General features: G+C 73.6%; 6 protein-coding genes. 5 read left to right on the top strand and 1 reads right to left on the bottom strand.

Going from position 1 to position 24,082, the window contains the following annotated elements; translation table 11 throughout:
• The first annotated feature begins 65 nt into the window (after window positions 1-65).
• Complete coding sequence (locus J2Z30_RS25250) at window positions 66-806, top strand: SDR family oxidoreductase (RefSeq protein ID WP_044580024.1); 741 nt, start codon at window positions 66-68, stop codon at window positions 804-806.
• An 89-nt stretch (window positions 807-895) separates the two neighbouring features.
• Here J2Z30_RS25250 and J2Z30_RS25245 read toward each other — a convergent pair whose 3' ends face one another.
• Window positions 896-1,309 carry a helix-hairpin-helix domain-containing protein gene (locus tag J2Z30_RS25245; RefSeq protein WP_209468831.1) on the bottom strand — a complete coding sequence of 138 codons (414 nt, stop codon included), beginning with the start codon at window positions 1,307-1,309 and terminating at the stop codon, window positions 896-898.
• Window positions 1,310-1,623: 314 nt separating this feature from the next.
• Here J2Z30_RS25245 and J2Z30_RS25240 point away from each other — a divergent pair, with 314 nt between their 5' ends.
• From J2Z30_RS25240 to J2Z30_RS25225, 4 genes are all read left to right on the top strand, one after another.
• On the top strand, window positions 1,624-2,433 hold the full coding sequence (locus tag J2Z30_RS25240) for a hypothetical protein (protein ID WP_052701821.1): 810 nt from the start codon (window positions 1,624-1,626) through the stop codon (window positions 2,431-2,433).
• 113 nt (window positions 2,434-2,546) lie between these two features.
• Window positions 2,547-3,719 carry a copper amine oxidase gene (locus J2Z30_RS25235; protein ID WP_308280052.1) on the top strand — a complete coding sequence of 391 codons (1,173 nt, stop codon included), beginning with the start codon at window positions 2,547-2,549 and terminating at the stop codon, window positions 3,717-3,719.
• A gap of 44 nt (window positions 3,720-3,763) precedes the next feature.
• Window positions 3,764-5,125 carry a serine hydrolase domain-containing protein gene (locus J2Z30_RS25230; protein ID WP_044582433.1) on the top strand — a complete coding sequence of 454 codons (1,362 nt, stop codon included), beginning with the start codon at window positions 3,764-3,766 and terminating at the stop codon, window positions 5,123-5,125.
• A gap of 138 nt (window positions 5,126-5,263) precedes the next feature.
• Window positions 5,264-24,079, top strand: coding sequence for a non-ribosomal peptide synthetase (locus J2Z30_RS25225; RefSeq protein ID WP_044580023.1), 18,816 nt, complete (start codon window positions 5,264-5,266; stop codon window positions 24,077-24,079).
• Window positions 24,080-24,082: the final 3 nt, after the last annotated feature.

The following is a 24,082-nucleotide window of genomic DNA, read 5'->3' as shown; positions in this document are numbered from 1 at the left end:
GTAGGCCATCGCCGCCCCCTCCTTTCCCCTGCCCTCCCGCAACGTTTCCCCTGGAAGGAACCCCCATGACATCGGGTATCGAAGGCAAGGTCGTCGCCATTACGGGCGCGAGCAGCGGCATCGGCGAGGCGACCGCGCTGCTGCTGGCCGAGCGCGGCGCCAAGGTCGTCCTCGCGGCACGGCGGTCGGACCGCATCGAGGCACTGGCGGCCCGGATCACCGGGGCGGGCGGCGAGGCCGTCGCCGTCGTCACGGATGTGAAGCGGCGCGCGGATCTGTCCCGTCTGGTCGCGACGGCACGCGAGCGGTACGGAAAGCTGGACGTCCTGGTCAGCAACGCCGGTATCAGCCCGATCTCAGCCCTCGACGATCTGCGCGTCGAGGACTGGGAGGCGATGGTCGACGTCAACATCAAGGGCGTGCTGTACGGCATCGCGGAGGCCCTGCCCGTCTTCCGTGAGCAGGGCTCCGGGCATTTCGTGCACACCCTCTCCACCGCCGGGCTGCGCATCGTCCCGACCATGTCGGTCTACGCCGGCACCAAGAACGCCGTACGCGCCATCTCCGAAGGGCTGCGCCAGGAGGCGGGCGAATCGCTGCGGGTGACCACCGTCTCGCCGGGGTACACCCGGACGGGACTCGCGGATTCCATCACCGACCCGGACGCGAGGAGCGCGATCCAGGACGGCATGGACAAGATCGCGATGCCCCCGGACGCCATCGCCCGCGCCATCGTGTTCGCCATCGAGCAGCCGGCCGGTGTCGACGTCGGCGAGATCGTGGTCCGTCCCACCGCGCAGAGCTGAGCTCCGCGCCCGGGGGTCGGCCGGCGGGTACGGTACGCGGCACGATCCGCTTTCGGGAGGCGCCGAGGAATAACAGCGGGAATATTCGTTCACGCTCGCCTTTCGTTCGGCGCGGAGTGCAGACGATTGAGTGCGTGACGTGCGCTCACGGCGCCGATACCGTCCAGATCACGAAGCTGACGCGCGGAGAAACCGGAGAGCAGTTCGAGATTATCTATACCGGCCCTGAGTAATGCATTGGCCAAACGATGTCCGATTCTGTCGTGTCCGAGGACATCGAAGAGTTCGCCTCCCTCACAGGAACCGCAGCGCCGTCCGGGCGCGCTCGGCGCCATTTCCCGGGCGCCGCACCCACCGCACATATCGATCACCCGGCCATCCCATCGCGCCCTTGACCAGCTCATTTGGACGATGACTTCGCGGAGCGCACCGACGCTGTCGGCCGCTGAGGAGGAATGAGTGGCGCCACAGATGTCACATCGAATGGTGATCGAATGGCTCATGTGAGCATGATGGCAGAGAGCCTTCCCACGAGCCTTCCACGTCATCGCTTTGCGGCCGCTCGGCCGCCCATGGGACATGCGTTTCTCACAGCCCCTTGATGACAAATGCGACTGTTACGCCGCCCGGAGTGGTGAAAGCGTGAGCTCACAGTGGACAGCGAAGAGTCCGGGGGGAGTCCGCGCGAGCCGTTGTCAGCGGCTTGAATCCCGTCTGCACGACGGGGAACGCACCAGCGACAATCCGGTATCCGGCCGAGTGCTGTCACCGCGAGCCCCACCGGGCTCACTTGACCGACAACGGAAACGGCTGGGTGATGACAGACAACGCGACGGACAAGGGTGCGGCCGATACCAGGGGGCGCCGTCACCGGAGATGGCGCGTATCCGCGGCGCTGGGTCTGACGGCGGTGCTGGCGGGCGGCGGGATCGCCGCCCTCCGCACCGCCGGATCGCCCGCGTCCGATGCCCAGGAGCCCGCGGCCGTCGTCGCCTCACACTCCGGACGGCTGACATCCGAGGAATCGCGCGAGGCGACCCGTATCGCCGTCGACGCCGCCACCGGGCCCGGGGCCGCGAAGGACCGTCGACAGGCGACAGAGAAGAGTGACGGGGAGCGGAACGCGGCGGGCGGCTCCGGTGCCGAGCCGCTGGACACCCGCCGTCCGCCCCGGGCCAAGTCGGCGTCCTCCGACACCGACAGCCGGGCCGAGGTCCAGCTCTACGACTACGCCTCGGACACCCTCATCACCAGGGTGGTCGATCTGCGCTCCAAGAAGGTCCTCGACTCCACCCGCCGGCACGGCGTCCAGCCGCCTCCCACCCTGGCCGAGGCCCGCGAGGCGGTGAAGGTCGTCCTCGCCGACCGCCGGCTCGGCCCGGGGATGCGCGAGTCCTACGCGTCGCAGACCGGGAAGCGGCTGGCCTCGCCCGCCCAACTGCGGCTCCAGAGCATGTCGTTCCTCGGCTCACGGGCCAAAGGGGTGGACGGCGCCCGGAAGGTGTCCCGGTGCGGTGAGCACCGGTGTGTGCAGCTGTTCGTGCGCATTCCGGGTGGCAAGTGGATCGACACCAGCCGGATCGTCATCGATCTGTCGGCCAGGCGCGCCGCCGTCATCGGCCTGTGAGGGGAGCCTTGTCCGTGTCCAGTCTGTTTCGGCGTGCCCGTGTGTCCAGGCGTGCCCGTGTGTTTCGGCGTGCCCGTGTGTTTCGGCGTGCCCATCTGCTTCGGCGTGCCCGTGTGCTGATCGCCGTGGCGGGATTGCTGGCCCTGTGGGTGCCGGGCCCGGCCTCCGCCGCGCCCGCGAGGGCCGCGGCGGACCCGTCCTGTCCCGCCGCGGATCGCATCGACACGACCCTCGAGAACGGTGCCCGGTGGCAGATGTGCTGGGACATCGACCGCAACACCGGTGCGGTGTTGAGCGATGTGATCTACACCCCGAACCGCTCCACCCCCACCCGGGTGCTCAAGAGCGCCTCGCTGGCCGAGGTGCATGTGCCCTACGACAGCGGTCAGCCGCGCTTCTACGATGTCTCGGCGATCGGCTTCGGCGATCTGGAGCAGGGCACGCTCACCCGGCTCAGCGCCAAGGACTGCCCCGACGGGCGGCTGCGCGACTTCTCGGACACCCCGGTGCTGTGCGTCGAGGAGCAGCCGCGGCCGTTCGCCTACAAGAGCGCGGTGGAGAAGGGCGTACTGCACGGCACCGACCTGGTCGTCTTCTCGGTCTCCGAGATCGGCTGGTACGACTACATCACCGAGTGGCGCTTCTCGGACGACGGCTCCATCACCCCCCGGTCGGGCGCCACCGGAAGCCTCTCACCGTTCCAGTTCTCCGACGCGAGCAGCGGCTGGCCGACCGGGGTGGGCTCCACCCGGTTCAGCGAGAACCACTCGCACAACATCTTCTGGCGGCTGGACTTCGACGTCGACGGACAGTCGAAGAACACCGTGGAGCAGTACGACTACCTGGGCAGCGGCACGGCCGCGCGCACCACCAAGCGCACGGTGTTCTCCCGTGAGACCGCGGCGGACCTCGCGCCCACCCGCTTCTGGCGGGTGGTGAACCCCGCCACCGAGAACTCCGACGGCCACGCCAAGTCCTGGGAGATCGACAACCACCAGAGCGATCAGTACCGGGGCCCGCACGAGACCGAGGAGTTCACCCACCACGACATGTACTTCACGCAGTACCGGGAGTGCGAGCGGCTGGCCTACGGCAACACCGCCCCGGACTGCGCCACCTCGGTCGACAAGTACACCGGCGACGAGAAGCTCACCGACCCGGTCGCCTGGGTCAGTGTCGACTTCCACCATGTGCCCAGGGACGAGGACCAGGACCCCATGCCCACCCACTGGCAAGGCTTCAGGATCGTGCCGCGGGACGTCACGGCCACGAGCCGGCTGCCATGACCCGGTCCCCGTCGCCCGTCCCGTCCCCCGGCAAGGAGTGCTACGTGTTACGTCCGACCCCGGCCCCGTCCGTCGAGGAGCGGTCCAAGATACGCCGCGTCCTCGAGGACCGGCTGACCGCCCTGGCCCGTGCCCATCAGGTGCCCGGGGCCCAACTCGCCGTGCACAGCGGCGGAATGACCCTCGCCGTGGAGACCGGCGTCCTGGACGCGGACACCGGCGAGCCGTGCACGGCCGACGCCGCCGTGCCCATCGGCTCCATCACCAAGGCGTACACCGCGACCGTGGTGACGCTCCTGGTGGCGGACGGCGATGTGGAGCTGGACGACCGGCTCGGCGACCATGTGCCGGAGCTGCGGCGGGCCGGTCCGCCGTGCACGGTGCGCCAGGTGCTCAGCCACACCGCGGGGCTTCCGTCCGGGCCCGACTCCGACCAGGTGGCCTCGCTGAGCGCCGCGCGCTATCTGCTGGACCACTGCACCGACCGCACCCTGGTGATGCCCCCGGGGACGGATTTCTCCTACTCCAACGCGGGCTATGTGGCCGCGGGCCGGCTGATCGAGACGGTCACCGGGATGAGCTGGCAGGAGGCCATGCGGTCCGTTCTGCTCGATCCGCTGGGCACCGTGCCGTCCTTCATCGGCACGGCCGGCGCCCCGCACCGGCCCACGGCGCGCGGCCACTCGGCCAACAAGGCCACGGGCAGAACGCGGCCGGTGCGGCAGAACCTCGCCCCCGCCGAGGCCGCGGCCGGCGCCCTGAGGGCCAGTGCCCTCGATCTGGTGGCGCTGGGCCGGGCCCATCTCGGCGACGGCGCCCCGGGATTGCTGCCCCGCGAGCTCGCGGAGGAGATGCGCCGCCCGGTGCCCGGCGCCGACCCCGGTGTGCTGGCCGACGGCTGGGGTCTGGGCTGGGGGCTCTTCCGGCACGGCGACACGCTGTGGTTCGGGCACGACGGCAACGCCCAGGGCACCTCCTGCTTCCTGCGGGCCGAGCCCGCCACGGGAGCGGTGGTCGGCTTCACCGCCAACGCGGGCACCGGCACCGAGCTGTGGAACGAACTGACCGATGTCCTCGGCGAGATCACCGGCGTCCGGGTGCCCCCCACACCCACCCCACGGCACCGGGCCACCCCCATGGCCGCCACCTCGCAGTGCACCGGGATCTACCTCAACGGCGACATCGAGTACCAGGTGACCATCAGCGACGGCGGCGTTCTCGCCCTGTCCGTGGACGGCGACCTCCCCGCGCCGCTGGTCTGCCACGAGGACCTGACCTGCGATCTGGTGGACCCCTCCTCCGGACGCCGGCTCCCCGGCGGACGCTTCGTCCGCGATCCGCGGACCGGCGCCGTGGACCGGATCCAGCTCTCGGGCCGGATGGCCCGTAAGAGCGCCCTGGTCTGAGGTTCCCACCGCCCCGCACACGGCCGAATCTCCCCACGTCTCCCCCGGCCGGGCGCGGGCGCACCGGCTCGGCGCCGGCCGGCCCGAGCCGCCCCCCGTATCCGCCCGTTCAACCGCTCTGAAGGGCCACAACCCACCATGACGGACCACTACGAGACCTCATCGGTGTCCGCACCCCAACCCGTCCCGGACCTCCCTCCGGAGGCGTGGAACGCCACGGACCGGGCCGTCTCCCGCGCGCCGCTCGGCGAGCTCTTCGCCGTCCGGGCGGAACGCACCCCCGAGGCGCCGGCCCTGGTGGCGGACGGACGCGAGTGGTCCTTCGGGGAGGTCGAGCGCTGGGCGAACCGGCTGGCCCACCATCTCATCGGGCGGGGCGTGGGTCCGGAGCGCGTGGTGGCGCTGGTGCTGCCCCGCTCGGCGGAGCTGGTGGTGGCCGAGCTGGCGGTGGCGAAGGCCGGTGGCGCGTACCTCCCGATCGACCCCGCGCACCCCGAGGAGCGCCGGGCCATGATGCTGGCCGACGCCCGGCCGGTGACCGTGCTGGACGACCCGGCGTGGATCCGGGAGGTGGGGGCCGGGGCGGGCCCGGATCACGCGCCCGGCCGGGGGGAGCTGCTCGGCCCGCTGTGCCCCGAGCATCCCGCGTATGTCATCTACACCTCCGGCTCCACCGGCGTGCCCAAGGGTGTGCTGGTGCCGCACGCCGGTCTGGGCAACTTCTCGGCCGCGACGGCCGCCCACTACCGGGTCCGGCCCGGCGACCGGGTGCTGCAGTTCTCCTCGCCCAGCTTCGACGCCTCCGTCCTGGAGCTGTGCTCCTCCCTGCTCGCCGGGGCGGCGCTGGTGGTGCCCCCGGAGGGGCCGCTGCTGGGCGCCGAACTGGCGTCGGTCCTGCGGGAGAAGCGGGTGACCCATGCCCTGATCCCCCCTGCGGCGCTCGCCACCGTGCCCCCGGAGGAGCTCCACGACGGGCTGCCCGACTTCCGCACCCTGATCGTGGGCGCGGAGGCGTGCCCCGCCGACCTGGTGGACCTGTGGGCACCGGGACGGCGGATGGTGAACTCCTACGGCCCGACGGAGGCCACGGTCGTGGCCAGCTGGACGGACGCCCTGGCGGCGGGCTCCGGCGCCCCGCCGATCGGCCGTCCGCTGCCCAACACCCGGGTGTTCGTGCTGGACGAGGCGGCGCGGCAGGTGCCGGTCGGGGTCACGGGAGAGCTGTGCATCGGCGGCGCGGGCCTGGCCCGCGGCTATCTCGACCGGCCGGGGCTGACCGCCGAGCGGTTCACCGCCTGCCCGTTCGGCCCGCCCGGCTCACGGCTGTACCGCACCGGTGACCTGGTCCGCTGGAACGCCGACGGCGAACTGGAATTCCTCGGCCGGGCCGACCACCAGGTCAAGATACGCGGCTTCCGTATCGAACTGGGCGAGGTGGAGGCCGCGTTGGCCCGCCATCCCCAGGTGGGGTCCGCCGTGGTCACGGTGAGGGAGGACGAGCCCGGTCAGAAGCGGCTGGTCGCCTATGTGGTGCCGCCCGGCGGCGGGACCCCGCCGAAGGCCGCGGAGGTGCGCGCCGCGGTGGCCCGGGTGCTGCCGGCGCATATGGTGCCGTCCGCCTACGTCGTACTGGACGCGTTCCCCCTCACCCCGCACCGCAAGATCGACCGGCAGGCGCTGCCCGCCCCGCGCTCCGCGCCCGACGGCGACTCGCGCCACATCGCCCCGCGCACCCCCGCCGAGGAGACCCTGGCCCGCATCTGGTCCGAGGTGCTGCCGGTGGACACCGTCGGCGTGGAGGACGACTTCCTGGGTCTGGGCGGCGACTCCATCCTCGGTGTGCGGCTGCTGGCCCGGATCCGGGCCGAGCTGGGCGTTGAGCTCTCACTGCGCGATCTGCTCGACGCCAGGACGGTGGCGCGGCTGGCCGGCAGACTGCCCGCCACGGCCGCCGAGGCGCGCGAGGCGCCGATCCCGCCCGCGCCGCGCGACCGTCCGCTGCCGCTGTCCTCCGCCCAGCGGCGGCTGTGGTTCCTGGACGATCTGACCTCCGGTGGAACCGAGTACAACACCGGCGCCGGGCTGCGGCTCGACGGCCCGCTGGACGCGGCCGCGCTGCGCCGGGCGCTGGACCGGCTCGCCGCCCGCCATGACGCCCTGCGCACCACCTTCGCCACCGTGGACGGGCACGGGGTGCAGCAGGTGGCCGCGCACGGGACCGTACCGCTCGAGCGGCTCGACCTCGGCGGGCATCCGGCGCGGCGGCGCGCCGAGGAGCTCGACGCCACGCTGACCGCCGAGCTGAACCGCCCCTACGACCTGAGACAGTCCCCGCTGACCAGGGCGCTGCTGATCCGGCTCGCCGACGAGGAACACATCCTGCTGCTGGCGCAGCACCACATCGTCACCGACGGCTGGTCGGTCGGGCTGCTGGTGCGCGAACTGGCCGCGCTCTACGCCGCCGAGGTGTCCGGCACCGATGCCGCGCTCCCCCAACCCGCCCTCCAATACCCGGACTTCGCGGTGTGGGAGCGGAGCCGTCCCGCCACCGCCGGCGCGGACGCCGATCTGGAGTACTGGCGGGGCCGGCTGGCCGGAATGCAGACGCTGGAGCTGCCCACCGACCGACCGCGCCCGCCGGTGCGCACCACGGCGGGGGCGGTGCACCGCCGTGAGCTGCCCGCCGAGCTGGTGGCGGGGCTGGCCCGGCTCGGCAGGGAGCGGGACACCACGCAGTTCACCCTGCTCGCGGCCGCCGTCGCGGTGCTGTTCTCCCGCTACTCGGGCCAGCGGGACATCGCCTTCGGCACCGTCACCGCCGGGCGCCACCGCAAGGAGCTGGAGTCGGTCGCCGGATTCTTCGTCAACACCCTCGTGCTGCGCGCCGATGTGGACGGGGACTGCACGGTCGAGCGGTTCCTGGACGCGATGCGCGAGACGGTGCTGGACGCCTTCAGCCATGACCGCCTGCCGTTCGAGCGCGTCGTCGAGGAGCTGGCCCCGCGCCGCGACCCCAGCCGCAATCCGCTGGTGCAGGCGCTGGTCGTGCAGCAGAGCGCCATGGTGCCCGGCCAGGAGGCGGGGGGTGTGCGGATCACCGAGCACTCCCTGCCGCGCCCGGCCGCGCGATTCGATCTGGTGCTGGAGTTCCTGCCCCGCGACGACGGCTCGCTGGGGCTGACCGTGGAGTTCAACTCCGATCTGTTCGACGCGGCCACGATCGAGCGGATGGCCGGGCATCTGCACCGGCTGCTGACCGCCATGGTGGCCGACCCCGGTGCCACCCTGATCGAGCTGCGGATGCTGGCCGACGCCGAGTGGCATGCGATGCTCGACGCCTGGAACGGGCCCGAGCGGCCCGCGGTCGAGGCCACCCTGCCCGATCTCTTCGCCGTCCAGGTGGCGCGGCGGCCCAGGGCCACCGCCGTGACCTGCGCGGACACCAGCCTCTCCTACGACGAGGTGAACCGGCGCGCCAACCGGCTGGCGCGGCTGCTCATCGACCGGGGTGCCGGTCCCGAACGGCTGGTGGCCCTCGCACTGCCCCGTTCGGCCGAGCTCGTGGTCGTCCTGCTTGCGGTGCTCAAGGCGGGCGCCGGATATCTGCCGGTGGACCCCGCATACCCCACCGAGCGCATCGCGTTCATGCTGGAGGACGCCGCGCCCTCGACCGTCCTCACCACCGCCGGGGCGGCCGGCTGCCTGCCCGCGGACGCCGAACCGCTGCTGCTGGACGACCCGGAGGTACGCGCCCGGCTGGACGGGCTCGCGGACGGCGACATCACCGACGCCGAACGGCTCCGGCCGCTGGTCCCGGCCCATCCCGCCTACGTCATCTACACCTCCGGATCCACCGGCCGGCCCAAGGGCGTGGTGGTCACCCACCGCGCTGTGGCGGGGCTCGCGGCCTGGGCCGAGGAGGAGCTGGGGCGGGAGCGGCTGACCGACGTGGTCGCCTCGACCTCGCTCAACTTCGATGTGTCGGTCTTCGAGATCCTCTGCCCGCTGCTGGCCGGCGGCAGCGTCGAGGTGGTGCGTGATCTGCTCGCCCTCACCGACCCCGAGGGGCGGCCGCGGGCGACGGGGCTGCTCAGCGGGGTGCCCTCGGTGTTCTCCCGGCTGCTGGGCGAGGATCGCCCGGCGGACTGGGCCCGGACCGTCGTACTGGCGGGCGAGCCGCTGCCCGCCCAGACCGTACGGGACATCCGGGAGGCCATGCCGTCCTGCCGGATCGCCAATCTCTACGGGCCGACCGAGGCCACGGTGTACGCCACCGGCTGGTTCTGCGACGGCCAGGCGCCGCCGCAGGCACCGCCGATCGGCCGCCCGGTCGCGGGCACCCGCGCGTACGTCCTGGACCCGACGCTCCGGCTGGTGCCGCCCGGGGTGACCGGTGAGCTGTATCTGGGCGGGCAGGGCCTGGCCCGGGGCTATCTGCGGCGTCCCGGGCTGACCGCGCACCGCTTTCTCGCCGACCCCTTCGGGCCGCCCGGCAGCCGGATGTACCGCACCGGTGACCTGGTCCGCTGGAACGGCGAGGGCCGGCTGGAGTACATCGGCAGAGCCGATGACCAGGTGAAGATCCGCGGCTTCCGCATCGAGCTGGGCGAGGTGGAGACGGCGCTGCTGCGCCATCCCGACATCGCCGAGGCGGCGGCCGCCGTCCGGGAGACGGACGGCCATCAGCGGCTGATCGCCTATGTGGTGGCCGCGGCGGGCGCCGAGCCCGACCCGGCGGGGCTGCGGCGGTTCCTGCGGCGCTCGCTGCCCGACTACATGGTGCCCGCCTCGGTCGTCGTCCTGGAGCGGATGCCGCTCAGCCCCAACGGCAAGCTGGACCGCGGCCGGCTCCCCGAGCCGGACTGGGCCGAGGCCGCGGCACCGGGCTATGTGGCGCCCCGTACCGCCACCGAGCGGGCCCTGGCGACGGTCTGGGCCCGGATCCTGCGGGTGGACCGCGTGGGGATGGAGGACAACTTCTTCTCCCTCGGCGGCGATTCGATCCTCAGCATCCAACTGGTCTCCCAGGCACGCCAGGCCGGGCTCGCCGTCACCTCGCGCGATGTCTACCGCCATCAGACGATCGCCGCGCTGGCCCTGCACCTGGACACCGCCACGGCCCCGGCCCCGGCCGAGCCCACCTCCGAGGGGGACGGGGCGGCCACCGGGGAGCTGCCGCTGACCCCCATTCAGCACTGGCTGTTCACCACCGACCCCGAGCGGGCCGGCCACTTCAACCAGACCATCTCCCTGGTGCTGCCCGAGGACGTGGACGAGGACGCGCTGCGGCACGCCCTGGACGCGCTGGTGGACCACCATGACGCCCTGCGTTCCCGTTTCCACCGGCGGGACGGCGGCTGGTACCAGCGGATCGAGGACGCGGCGGCCGTCCGCGTACCGCTCGGGACCACCGGCGCGGCGCACCTGGGCCGCTTCGACCTGACCGGGGGGCCGCTGATGCGGGCGGTGCTCGACCGGGACGCCGGACCGCGCCCGGTCCTCCATCTCACCGTCCATCACGCGGTGGTGGACGGGGTGTCCTGGCGCATCGTCCTGGAGGATCTCGACAGTGCCTACCGGCGGGCGGCCCGGGACGAGGGGGCCGGGCTTCCCGCGAAGTCCTCCGCGCTGCGCCGCTGGGCACAGCGGCTCAACACCCATGCCGCGGAAGGCGGGTTCGCCGACGAGAAGGCGTACTGGACCGGTCTGGCCGGGGTCTGCGACCCGTCGCTGCCGATGGATCTGCATGGTACGGACGGGGTTGGCGAGGCGAACACCTATGCCTCGGCCCGGTCGGTCACCGTCCGGCTCGGCCCGGAGGAGACCGCCGCACTCCTCCAGACGCTCCCCGAGGTCTACCGCACACAGGTCAACGACGTGCTGCTGAGCGCGCTGACCCGGGTGCTGCACCGCTGGACCGGGCGCACCCGGGTGCCGGTGGACGTGGAGGGCCACGGCCGCGAGGAGCTCTTCGCGGACCTGGATCTGTCCCGTACGGTCGGCTGGTTCACCACCCGCTTCCCGGTGGCGCTCGACCTTCCGGACGGCGGCTGGGGCAAGGTCCTGAAGTCCGTCAAGGAGCAGATGCGGGCCGTGCCGCGGCGTGGTCTTGGCTACGGGGTGCGGCGCCATCTGCTCGACGGCGCGGGCCTTCCCGACGGTCCCACGGCCGGGATCAGCTTCAATTACCTCGGCCGGTTCGAGGCACCGGGTGGCGGCGACGGGCTCTTCCGCGGTCTGCACCGGGAGCTGGCCCTGGACGCCGACCCCACCTCGCCGCGCCCGCATCCGCTGGAGGTGGTGGGCCGGGTCTGGGGGGACGACCTGGAGTTCACCTGGTTCTACTCCGCTCACCTGCACCGGGAGGAGACGGTCGCCCGGCTCGCCGGGGAGTTCCGCGAGGCGCTGTGCGAGATCGCCCGGCACGGCAGCGCGCCCGGCGCGGGCGGCCGCACCCCCTCCGACTTCCCGCTCGCCGCCCTCGACCAGGCCGCCGTGGACCGGCTGGCCGGGAACGGCGGCACGGTGGAGGACATCTACCCGCTCACCCCCACCCAGGCGGGCATGCTGTTCCACGCGCTGGCGCAGGGCGACCGGCGGGCCTACTTCCAGCAGCTCACCTTCGTCCTCGACGGGGTGCCGGAGCCGGCGGCGCTGGCCACGGCCTGGCAGCAGGTCGCCGACCGCACCCAGGTGTTACGCGCCCGCGCGGTGTGGGAGGGGGTCCCCGAGCCGGTCCAGGTGGTGGAGCGCGGGGTCCGGATCCCGGTGGTCCTGCTCGACTGGCGTCATCTGTCCGGGCCGGACGCGCGCCGGCCGGAGCTGCGGAGGTTCCTCGCCGAGGACCGGGAGCGCGGCCTGGACCTGGCCGCCGCGCCGCTGACGCGGCTGGCGCTGGCCCGGCTCTCGGAGACCGAGGTCCAGGTGGTGTGGACGTTCCACCATCTGATCCTGGACGGCTGGAGCCTGTTCCAGGTGCTCTCCGACGTCTTCCACTGCCACGCACGGGCGCGTGACGGGGTGTCCGGCGCGGCGATGGCCGCCGGGCTGCCCGGCCGCCGCCAGTTCGGCGACTATGTGGCCTGGCTGCGGGAGCGCGACGGGGCCCTGGCCGAGGAGCACTGGCGGGCCCGGCTCGGCGATCTCACCGAGCCCACCCCGCTGCCGTACGACCGGGAGCCCACCGAGACCCATCACGCCGAGTCCACCGAGGATCTCCGCGTGACCCTGCCCGCCGCCACCACCGAGCGGCTCCAGGCCCTGGCCCGGGACGAGGGGCTGACCCTGAACACCGTGGTGCAGGGCGCCTGGGCGCTGCTGCTGGCCCGGCAGTCCGGCCGCGAGGACGTGGTCTTCGGGACCACGGTGTCCGGACGGCCGCCGGAGCTGCCGGGCGTGGAGACGATGAACGGGCTGTTCATCACCACCGTGCCGACCCGCCTCACGGTGCCGGCCGGGTCCACCCTGCTGTCCTGGCTGAGCGCGGTGCAGTCCGGACAGACCGAGGACCGGCGGTTCGACTTCGTGCCGCTCACCCGGATGCGGTCCTGGACCGGTCTGCCCGAGCGGGTGAACCTCTTCGACTCCATCGTGGTCTTCGAGAACTATCCGACCGGTGGTGACCTCGCCGCCGCGCACGGCCTCGCCCTGCGCGAGCTGAACGGCGTCGAGACCACCAACTACCCGCTGTCCCTGGTGGTCTACCCCGGCGCGGAGCTGGCGCTGCGGCTCGGCTACGACCCGGCGCTGTTCGACAAGGCCACCGCCCGGCGGATGGCGGAGTACCTGACGGTGCTGCTGACGGCCATGGCCGACACCCCGGACCGGGCGCCCGCACACCTTCCGATGCTCACCGCCGCCCGGCGCCACCAGGTGCTCCGGGAGTGGAACGACACCGCGGTCCCGCTGCCCGAGTCCACGGTGGCCGCGCTGTTCGCCGAGCGGGTGCGGTGTGCGCCGGAGGCGGTGGCCCTGGACGGCGGGGCGGGCCCGGTGAGCTACCGGGAGCTGGACACCCGCGCCAACCGGCTGGCCCACCGGCTCATCGGACACGGCGTCGGACCGGAACGCCCGGTGGCCGTCCTGATGGACCGGTCGGTGGAGCTGGTGGTGGCGCTGCTGGCGGTCGTCAAGGCGGGCGGGGTGTACGTACCGCTGGACACCCGTGCCCCCGGGGACCGGCTGCGGAGCGTGCTGGCGGAGGCGGGCGCGGAGGTGCTGCTGACCGACCGCGCGTGGGAGCGCACGGCGGCGGACGCCTCGGACGCCGCGCGGACCCTGCTCGTGGAGCCCGGATCCGAATCCGGGTCCGGGTCCGGGTCCGGCGGCGGCGACGGCCCGTCGGAGCCGCCGAACGTGGCGCTCTCCCCCGACAACGCCCTGTATCTGATGTTCACTTCGGGCTCCACCGGGCGGCCCAAGGGGGTCGCGGTGCGCCACCGCGATGTGACCGCCCTCGTCGCGGACCGCGCCTTCGCGGACCACGACCGGGTGCTGGTGCACTCGCCCCAGGCGTTCGACGCCTCGACGTACGAGCTGTGGGTGCCGCTGCTGCGCGGCGGCCGGGCCGTGCTGGCGCCTCCAGGGGACGTGGACGCGGACACCGTGCGCCGGGCGATCGCCGAGTACGGGGTGAGCTGCCTGTGGCTGACCGCCGGGCTGTTCCGGCTGCTGGCACAGGAGGCGCCGGAGTGTCTGCGCGGCGCCCGGGAGGTGTGGACCGGCGGTGAGGCGGTGCCCCCGGGCGCGGTGCGCCGGGTGCTCGCGGCCTGCCCCGATCTGACGGTGACGGACGGCTACGGGCCCACCGAGACCACGACCTTCGCCACCCGGCGCCCCTTCCGCGCCGGGGAGGAGCTGCCGCGCCCGCTGCCCATCGGACGGCCGCTGGACAACACCCGGACGTACGTCCTCGACGGTGCCCTCCAGCCCCAACCGCCCGGCGTACCCGGGGAGTTGTACATCGCGGGGGCCGGGGTGGCGCGCGGCTACCACGGCCGTCCCGGCGCCACCGCCGAGCGGTACACAGCCGATCCGTTCGGGCCGTCCGGCTCCCGGATGTACCGCACCGGGGACATCGTGGCCTGGACGGACGACGGTGAACTGCGCTTCGTGGGCCGCGCCGACGACCAGCTGAAGGTCCGGGGCTTCCGCATCGAGCCGGGCGAGATCGAGGCCGCGCTGACCCGCCACGAGGCCGTGGCGGAGGCGGTCGTCGCGCTCTCCCGGGTGGGCGACCGCACGCTGCTGACCGGCTACGCGGTGCCGGTGGGCGGGGCCGAGGTGCCCGGCGCCGGGGAGCTGCGGTCCTTCCTGGGCGGCCTGCTGCCCGACTACATGGTGCCCTCGGCGTTCGTCGCCCTCGGCGCGCTGCCGCTCACCCGCAACGGCAAGGTGGACCGCCACCGGCTGCCCGCGCCCGACCCGGCGGCGGCCGGGACGGCGGGGTATGTGGCGCCCCGTACCGACACCGAGCGGGCCCTCGCGGAGATCTGGGGCACCCTGCTGGGCCGGGAGCGGATCGGCGCCGAGGACAACTTCTTCCATCTGGGCGGGGATTCGATCCTCAGCATCCAGGTGGCCTCCCGCGCCCGGCAGGCGGGGCTGGCCTTCACCCCCCGCGAGCTCTTCCGGCACCCCACCATCGCCTCGCTCGCCGCCGTCACCACGCCCACCGCCACCCCCGCCGCCGACACCGGCCCGGTGACCGGTGAGGTGCCGCTCACCCCGATCCAGCACTGGTTCTTCCGTCTGCGGACCGACCGGCCCGGCCACTTCAACCAGTCCGTGGTCGTGGAGCTCCAGCGGGAACCGGACCTCCGCGCGCTGCGCGCGGCGCTCGACGCGCTGCTGGTCCACCATGACGCGCTGCGCACGCGGTTCGAGCCCGGCGCCGGCGGAGGCCCGGGGCAGTACTGCCCGCGGCCGGACCTGACGGCCCCTGCGCCCTTGCGGGAGCACGACCTGTCGGGGCTCGACGCGGACCAGTGCCGGGCCGCCGAGGACGCGGCGATGGCGCAGGCGCAGGCCGGGTTCGACCTGGCGCGGGGTCCGCTGCTGGCCGCGCGGCTGTTCCACCGCGGAGAGGGGCAGCGGCCGACCCTCTTCCTGACCGCCCACCACCTCGTGGTGGACGGTGTCTCCTGGCGAGTGCTGCTGGAGGATCTGAACACCGCGTACCAGCAGCTGCTAAGCGAATCGGCGGAAGTCGGCTGCGGTTCGGCGGCGCCCCGAAGGGGCGCGGGGCCGTATCGGTATGCGGCTCCGCCGCGGGGCGCGACCAGCCACGGCGGCGCCGCAGACGATCGACGGCATATCAGGGCACTTCCAGCGGAGCGCTTAGCGGACGGGCGGGCCGGCCTCGGCCCGCGCACCACGTCCGTACGGGACTGGTCCCGAAGGCTCACCGAGCACACCGCCGCCGGTGGTTTCGACGCCGAACTCCCCCACTGGCGGGCGGTGACCGCGGAGTGCGCCGCGGGGCTGCCCGTGGACGGTGAAGGGGACAACACGGTGGCGTCCATGGCGTCGGTCACCGTCCGGCTGGACCGGGAGCGCACCGAGGCGCTGCTGCGGCAGGTCCCCGAGGTCTACCGCACCCGCGTGGACGATGTGCTGCTCGCGGCGCTGGGCCGGGTGCTCGGCGACTGGACCGGGCGGCGCCGGATCGCCGTGGACCTGGAGGGCCACGGCCGGGAGGAGCATCTGCTGGACGGGGTGGACCTGTCCCGCACCGTCGGCTGGTTCACCAGCCTCTATCCGGTCGCCCTGGACGTCCCGGGCGGCGGCTGGGGCGAGACGCTGAAGTCCGTCAAGGAGCAACTGCGGGCGGTGCCCGCACACGGCATCGGCTACGGCGCGCTGCGCCACCTCTCCCCCGGCTCCGGGCTCCAGGGCGCGGCCGAGCCCGGGATCAGCTTCAACTACCTCGGGCAGTTCGACTGGTCGGCGGCGGATGACGACACCGGTCTCGTCCGCACCGTACGGGACGGGCTGGGCGGTGACGCCGCGCCCGACACGGTCCGGGCGCATCTGCTGGACGTCGTGGGCCGGGTGGAGCGCCGGTGCCTGGAGATCACCTGGTACTACGGCTCGGGGACGCACACCGAGGAGACGGTGGCCGGGCTGGCGCGGGGGATGCTCCGCGCGCTGGAGGAGATCATCGGCCACTGCGCCGGTCCCGGGGCGGGCGGCCGCACCCCGTCGGACTTCCCGCTGGCCCGGCTCGACCAGGCCGCGGTGGACCTGATCGCCGCCGACGGCCGGGCGGTGGAGGACATCTATCCGCTGACCCCGACCCAGGCCGGGATGCTGTTCCACGGGCTGATGGACCCGGCGTCGGACGCGTATGTCAACCAGGTCCAGCTGACGCTGACCGGGGTGGGCGACCCGCGGGCGCTGGCCACCGCGTGGCGGCAGACGGTGGACGCCAATCCGATCCTGCGCACCCATCTGGTGTGGGCGGACACCCCGGAGCCGCTCCAGGTCGTGACGGACCGGGCGGTGCTCCGGATCGTCCACCACGACTGGACGCGGCGGCCCGAGGAGTGGCGCGAGGCCGAGCTGGACCGGCTGCTCGCCGAGGACCGGGCCGAGGGGATCGACCTGGCCACGGCGCCGCTGACGCGGCTGGCGCTGATCCGGCTGTCGGCCGACGAGGTGCGGATCGTCTGGACCTTCCACCATGTGCTGCTCGACGGCTGGAGCGCGGCGCAGGTCTTCGACGAGGTCTGCGAGCGGTACGCGGCTCTGACCTCGGAACGGGCGCCCGTGGTGCCCGCCCGCCGGCCGTTCCGCGAGTACCTGGGCTGGCTCGGCGAGCAGGACACGGCGGAGGCCGAACGGTACTGGCGTACGGCGCTGGCCGGGTTCACCTCGCCCACCGAACTGCCGCGGGACCGGCCCGCGCCGGAGGCGCACCGCAGCGCCTCCTCTGGTTCGCACCGGGTCACGCTGGGCGCCGAGGAGTCCGCCCGGCTCCGGATGACCGCGCAGCGGGGCGGACTGACCATGAACACGGTGGTGCAGGGCGCCTGGGCGCTGCTGCTGTCGCGGTACAGCGGGGCCGACGACCTGTGCTTCGGCACCACCGTCTCGGGGCGACCGGCCGCGCTGCCGGGTGTCGAGTCCATGGTCGGGGTGTTCATCAACACCATCCCCACCCGGGTCCGGGTGGCCGGGGAGAGCAAACTGCTGGACTGGCTGCGGGAGTTGCAGTCGGCCCAGTCGGAGTCCCGGCTCTTCGAGTTCGTGTCCCTGGCGCAGCTGGGGAGCTGGAGCGAGGTGCCCGGCGGGGTGAGCCTCTTCGACTCCATCGTGGTCTTCGAGAACTACCCGTTCGACAGCGAGGCCATCGCCGCCCATGGCCTGGGCGTCCGGCAGGAACGGGATGTGGAGCCCACCAACTACGCACTCAGCGTGGTGGTGGCGCCCGAGGAACGGCTGTCGATCTGCCTGGACTACGACCCCGGCGCGTTCGACGCCTCGACGATCGAGCGGCTGGGCGGCTGTCTGCGCAATCTGCTGGTGGAGATGGCGACCGATCCGGAGCGGCGGCTGGACCAACTCCCGCTGATCGGCGAGGCCGAGACGCGCGGCATCCTCGACCGCTTCAGCGGCCCGGTCTCCGCCGCGCCGGACGCGGTGCTGCCCACGCTCTTCGAGACGCGGGCGGCCCGTACGCCGGACGCGGTGGCGGTGATGGGCGACGGCGGACCGCTGACCTACCGGGAGCTGAACGAGCGCGCCAACCGGCTGGCCCGGCTGCTGATCGCCTCGGGCGCCGGGCCGGAACACTTTGTGGCCCTGGCCCTGCCGCGCACACCGGAGCTGGTGGTGACGGTGCTGGCGGTGCTCAAGAGCGGGGCGGCCTATCTCCCGGTCGACCCGGCGTATCCGGCGGAGCGGATCGCCTTCATGCTCGGCGACATCGCCCCGGACACGGTGGTGACCACCGGGAAGGTGGCGGACCGGATCCCCGCCGGGGCGGGCGGCGGCCGGATCCTGCTGGACGACGCGGAGTTCCGCCGTCGGCTGGCGGAACTGCCCGCGCAGAACGTCGGCGACGCCGAGCGGCGCGGCCCACTGCTCCCCGGCCATCCGGCGTACGCCATCCACACCTCGGGATCCACCGGTACGCCCAAGGGCGTCGTGGTCACCCATGAGAGCGTGGCGGCGCTGGCCGCGTGGGCGCGGGAGGAGTTCGGCGCCCAGGGGCTCTCCCATGTGGTGGCCTCGACCTCCCTCAACTTCGATGTGTCGGTCTTCGAGATCCTCTGCCCGCTGCTGGCCGGTGGCGCCATCGAGATCGTCCGCGATCTGCTCACCCTGGCCGAGCGGACGCAAGGCTGGACGGCGAGCCTGATCAGCGCCGTGCCCTCGGCGCTCGGGCAGGTACTCGGCAAGGGGTCGGTCTCGGTGACGGCGGGGACCGTGGTGCTGGCGGGCGAGGGACTCGCGGCCCGTACCGTCAAGGAGGTCCGGGCGGCCATCCCCGGCTGCCGGGTGGCGAACGTCTACGGGCCCACCGAGGCCACCGTCTACGCCACCGCCTGGCCCTGTGACCCCGCCGATCCGGACCGCACCCCGCCCATCGGCGCCCCGGTGGCCGCCACCCGGGCCTACGCGCTGGACGCGCGGCTGCGGCCGGTGCCGGTCGGGGTGCCGGGAGAGCTCTATCTGGCGGGGCCGGGCCTCGCCCGGGGGTACTTCGGCCGGCCGGGGCTGACCGCGCAGCGGTTCACGGCCGATCCGTACGGCCCCGCGGGCGGCCGGATGTACCGCACCGGCGACCTGGTCCGCTGGGACGAGCGGGGGCAGCTGGAGTACCTGGGCAGAACCGACGACCAGGTCAAGGTGCGCGGTTTCCGTATCGAACTGGGCGAGGTCGAGGCGGCGCTGGCGCGCCATCCCGGTGTCGCCGAGGTGGCCGCGGCGGTCGTCGACACCGGCGGGCACAAGCGGCTGGCCGGTTATGTGGTGCGGGTTCCGGGCTCCCCGCCGGTGGACACCGCGGCGATCCGGGCCTTCCTCGCCACGAGTCTGCCGGACCATATGGTCCCCTCGGCCGTGGTCGTCCTGGACCGGCTGCCGCTGGGGCCGAGCGGCAAGCTGGACCGGCGTGCGCTGCCCGCGCCCGTCTGGGCGGCCCGCGCCACCGGCCATGTGGAGCCGCGTACGGAGACCGAGAAGACCCTCGCCGCCATCTGGGCGGAGGTGCTCGGCGTGGAGCGGATCGGCGTGGAGGACAACTACTTCGCCCTCGGCGGCGATTCCATCCTCAGCATCCAGATCGTCTCCGCCGCCCGGCGCGCCGGTATCGAGCTGACCCCGCGCCATCTCTTCGTCCACCAGACCGTGGCGGACCTGGCGGCGGCCGCGCGGGAGGCCACGGCGACCACGACCGCGACCGAGCGGGGTCCGGTGGTCGGCGAGGTGCCGCTGACCCCGATCCAGCACTGGCTCTTCGACCAACTCGGCGCCACGGCAGGGCACTTCACCCAGTCGGTCTCGGCCGAGCTGACCGCGTCGGTGGACGAGAGCGCGCTGCGCACCGCCCTGTCCACGGTGCTGACCCACCATGACGCCCTGCGGCTGCGCTTCGAGCGGACCGAGGACGGCGCCGTGCGTCAGCACAACGCCCCGCCGGAAGCGCAGCCGGCTTGGGACGTCCACGATCTGTCCGCCGTGGCGCCGGAGCGGCGGGACGCGGCGATGCGGGAGACGGCGGGGCGGATCCGGGCCGGGTTCGACCTGGCCCGGGGGCCGCTGCTGCGCGCCGTGCTCTTCACCCGGGGCGAGGGGATACGGCCCGTACTGCTGCTGACGGCCCACCACTTGGTGGTGGACGCCGTCTCCTGGCGCATCGTGCTGGAGGATCTGGACGCCGCCTACCGGCAGATCGTGGCGGGCCGTACGCCCGAACCGGGCTCCAAGACCACGTCGTTCCGCACCTGGGCGCTGCGCCTGACCGAGCACACCGCCGCCGGGGGCTTCGACGCCGAGCGCGACCACTGGGCGGCCTCCCACGGCGGCACCGACCTCCCCACGGACGGCGAGGGCCCCAACACCGCCGCCTCGGCGGAGGAGGTGACCGTCCGGCTCGACGCCGAGGAGACCCGGCTGCTGCTGCAGGAGGTGCCGGGCGCGTACCGGACCCGGGTCAACGACGTGCTGCTGTGCGCCCTGGGCCGGGTGCTGGCCCGCTGGACCGGCCGGGACACGGTGGCGGTGGCCCTGGAGGGCCACGGCCGGGAGGAGATCTTCGACGGGGTCGATCTGTCCCGTACGGTCGGCTGGTTCACCAGCATGTTCCCCGTGGTGCTGGAGGCCCCCGCCTCCTCAGGGCTGGAGCGGACGCTGAAGGCCGTCAAGGAGCGGCTGCGGGCGGTCCCCGGGAACGGCCTGGGCCACGGCGCGCTGCGCCATCTGTCCGGCGCGGCCGCCTCCGGCCTCCCCGCCGCCCCGAAGATCAGCTTCAACTACCTCGGGCAGCAGGACTGGGAGCCCCCGGCGGGTGGTCTGCTGCACGCTCTGGCCGGTGGGCTGGAGGGCGATATGAGCCCGGAGGCGCCCCGGCCGCATCTGCTCGATGTGATCGGCCGGGTGGCGGACCGGCGGCTCGAACTCAGCTGGTCCTACTCCCGGTCACTGCACCAACGCGCAACGGTGCGCCGGCTCGCCGAGGAGATGGCCGAGGAGCTGCGGGCGATCGTCCGACTGTGCACCCGCCCGGACGCGGGCGGTCGGACGCCGTCGGACTTCCCGCTGGCCGGGCTTGACCAGGAGACCGTCGATCGGCTGGTGGGCGACGGCCGGGACGTGGCCGATATCCATCCGCTGACCCCGACCCAGTCCGGGCTGGTCTTCCATGCCCTGGCCCAGCGGGGCCAAGGGCTCTATGTGGAACAGGCGACGTTCGTCCTGGACGGGGTCGGCGACTCCGGAGTGCTGGCCGCCGCCTGGCAGCATGTCGTGGACCGCACCCCGGTGCTGCGCGGCGCGGTGGTGATGCACGATGTGCCCGAGCCGCTGATGATCGTGCGCCGCACCGCGGCCGTACCGGTCGAGGAACTCGACTGGAGCGGCCTCACGGAGGACGAGTGCACGGCCGAGCTGGAGCGGCTGCTGGACCGGGACCGCGCCCGCGGGATCGATCTCACCGCGGCCCCGCTGCTCCGCATCACCCTGGCCCGGCTCTCGCCCGGTGAGGTGCGGGTGCTGTGGACCTTCCACCATGTGCTGCTGGACGGCTGGAGCGTCTTCCAGGTGCTGGGCGATGTCTTCGCGGCCCATGCCGCCCTGGCCGCCGGCGAGCAGCCGAGGCTGCCGGCCCGCAGGCCGTTCACCGACTATGTGGCCTGGCTCGCCCGTCAGGACCGCACGCGCGCCGAGGCGCACTGGCGGCAGGCCCTGGAAGGATTCACCTCTCCCACTCCCCTCCCCTATGACCGCAGGCCGACGCCGGAGCTCGCCACCCGGTCCTCGCGCTGGCTGTCGCACCGGCTCGGTGAGCGGGACACCGCCGCCCTCCAGGACTTCGCACGGCGGCACCGGCTCACGCTGAATACGATCGTGCAGGGCGCTTGGGCGTTGCTCGTATCTCGCTTGAGCGGTGAGTCGGACGTCTGTTTCGGGACGACGGTCTCCGGGCGGCCGGCGGAGCTGCCCGGCGCGGACGACATCACCGGCATCTTCATCAACACCCTCCCGGTGCGGTGCGCGGTGGCGGGCGCCGCCGGTGCCGCCGCCTGGCTGCGCGAGCTCCAGGCCGAGCAGGCGGACGCGCGCGGCTTCGGCCATGTGCCGCCGGCCCAGCTGCGGGGCTGGAGCGAACTGCCCGCCGGGGTGGACCTCTTCGAGAGCCTGGTGGTGTTCGAGAACTACCCCATCAACAGCTCGGCCGCGGCCGAGCACGGACTGCGGGTGCGCGATCTGAACGCCCTGGAGTCCACCAACTACGCGCTGACCGTGGTGGTCTCGCCCGGATCCGAACTGTCCGTGGAACTCGGCTACGACCCACGGCTGTTCGAGGAGTCCACCGCCGGGGCGCTGGCCGACCGGCTCACCCATCTCCTCGGCGCGCTGGCCACGGCCCCCGACGAGCTGCCGCTGGACCGGATCGACATCCTCCCGGCCGCCGAACGCCACCGCCTCCTGGTGGACTGGAACGACACCGCCCGGCAGGTGCCCCGGGCGACCTGGGCCGAGCTCGTCGAGACGGCGGCGGACCGCCGGCCCGATGCGAGTGCGGTGGACTCCCCCGGCGTCCGGCTGACCTACGCGGAGCTGGACGGCTGGGCCAACCGCCTGGCCCATCACCTCATCGGGCGGGGTGTGGGCCCCGGCCGGATCGTCGCGCTGGTACTGCCCCGCTCGGTGGAGTCCGTCGTCGCCCGGCTCGCGGTGGCCAAGGCCGGGGGCGCCTATCTGCCCATCGACCCCGACTACCCGGCCGAGCGCGTCGAGCTGATGCTCAAGGACTCCGCCCCGCATCTGGTGATCGAGCGGGCCGCCGAGGTCCAGGCGCCGGACGGCCCGGCGCACCGCCCCACGGACGAGGACCGGCTCGCCGCCGCCCACCCGGACGACCCCGCGTATGTGATCTACACCTCCGGGTCCACCGGGACCCCCAAGGGCGTGGTCGTCACCCACCGCGGCATCGCCGGGTTAGCCGCCGCCGAGGCCGAGCACTTCCAGGTGCGGCCGAGCGACCGGGTGCTGGGGTTCTCCTCACCGGGGTTCGACGCCTCCGTCCTGGAGCTGTGCATGGCGCTGCCGTCCGGGGCCACGCTGGTGGTGCCCGAGCCCGGCCCGCTGCTGGGCGGCCACCTCGCGGACGTCCTGCGGCGGCAGCGGATCACCCACACCCTCATCCCGCCCGCCGCCCTCGCGACGCTGCCCCCGGGCACCGAGCTGGAGCTGCCCGATCTGCGCACGCTGATCGTGGGCGGGGACGCCTGCGGCGCGGAACTCGCCGCCCGCTGGGCGCCGCACCACCGCGTGATCAACGCGTACGGGCCGACCGAGACCACCGTGGTGGCCACCTGGTCCGAGCCGCTCGCCCCCGACGGCGCCCCGCCGCCGATCGGGCGGCCCATCCCCAACACCCGGGTCCATCTGCTCGACGCGCGGCTGCGCCCGGTGCCGGTGGGGGTGGCCGGCGAGCTGTGGGTCAGCGGCCCGTCGCTCGCCCGCGGCTATCTGGGCCGCGCCGGGCTGACCGCCGCCCGCTTCGTCGCCGACCCGTTCGGGCCGCCCGGCTCCCGGATGTACCGCACCGGCGACCTCGCCCGCTACGACGCCGAAGGCCGCCTGCACCATCTGGGGCGCGGCGACCACCAGCTCAAGCTGCACGGCCATCGCATCGAGGCCGGTGAGGTGGAGACCGCGCTGTGCGGCCACCCCGCCGTCGCGGAGGCCGTGGTGACGGTGCGGGAGGACGAGCCCGGGGTGCGCCGGCTGGTGGCCCATCTGGTCCTCGCGCCCGGGGCCGGCGCCCCGGCCGACACCGAGCTGCGCACCCATCTGGGCCGGACGCTCCCGGGCCCGATGGTCCCGTCGGCGTTCGCCGTGCTGGACCGGCTGCCGCTCACCGAGAACGGCAAGACCGACCGTGCGGCGCTGCCCGCGCCCGGCCCCGCCACCACCGCCGCCGCACCGGCCGCCCACATCGCCCCGCGCACCCCCACCGAGGAGGTCATCGCGGAGATCTGGTCGGAGGTGCTGGAGGTGTCGCCGGTCGGCGCGGAGGACGAGTTCTTCGCCCTGGGCGGTGACTCGGTCCGCAGTCTGCTGATCGCCTCCCGCGCCAAGGAGGCGTTCGCCGTCGATCTGACCCCGCGGGACATTCTGACCGCGCGCACCGTCTCCGCCCTCGCCGACCTGGTCGAGGAGCACATCCTGCGCGAACTCGAAGACGCCGCTTCCGGCGGCAGCGACCACGACGACCGGTGAGGA

Source organism: Streptomyces iranensis, from assembly GCF_017874715.1.
In the GTDB taxonomy this organism is placed as follows: domain Bacteria; phylum Actinomycetota; class Actinomycetes; order Streptomycetales; family Streptomycetaceae; genus Streptomyces; species Streptomyces iranensis.
Note: the sequence above shows the minus strand (reverse complement) of the source record. Positions and strands in the feature narration are given on the sequence as shown.

What these genes read in the sequence shown, in the direction of transcription:
- J2Z30_RS25250 (WP_044580024.1), top strand. Translation starts at nt 66, where the DNA reads ATGACATCGGGTATCGAAGGCAAGGTCGTCGCCATTACGGGCGCGAGC.
- J2Z30_RS25245 (WP_209468831.1), bottom strand. Translation starts at nt 1,309, where the DNA reads ATGAGCCATTCGATCACCATTCGATGTGACATCTGTGGCGCCACTCAT.
- J2Z30_RS25240 (WP_052701821.1), top strand. Translation starts at nt 1,624, where the DNA reads ATGACAGACAACGCGACGGACAAGGGTGCGGCCGATACCAGGGGGCGC.
- J2Z30_RS25225 (WP_044580023.1), top strand. Translation starts at nt 5,264, where the DNA reads ATGACGGACCACTACGAGACCTCATCGGTGTCCGCACCCCAACCCGTC.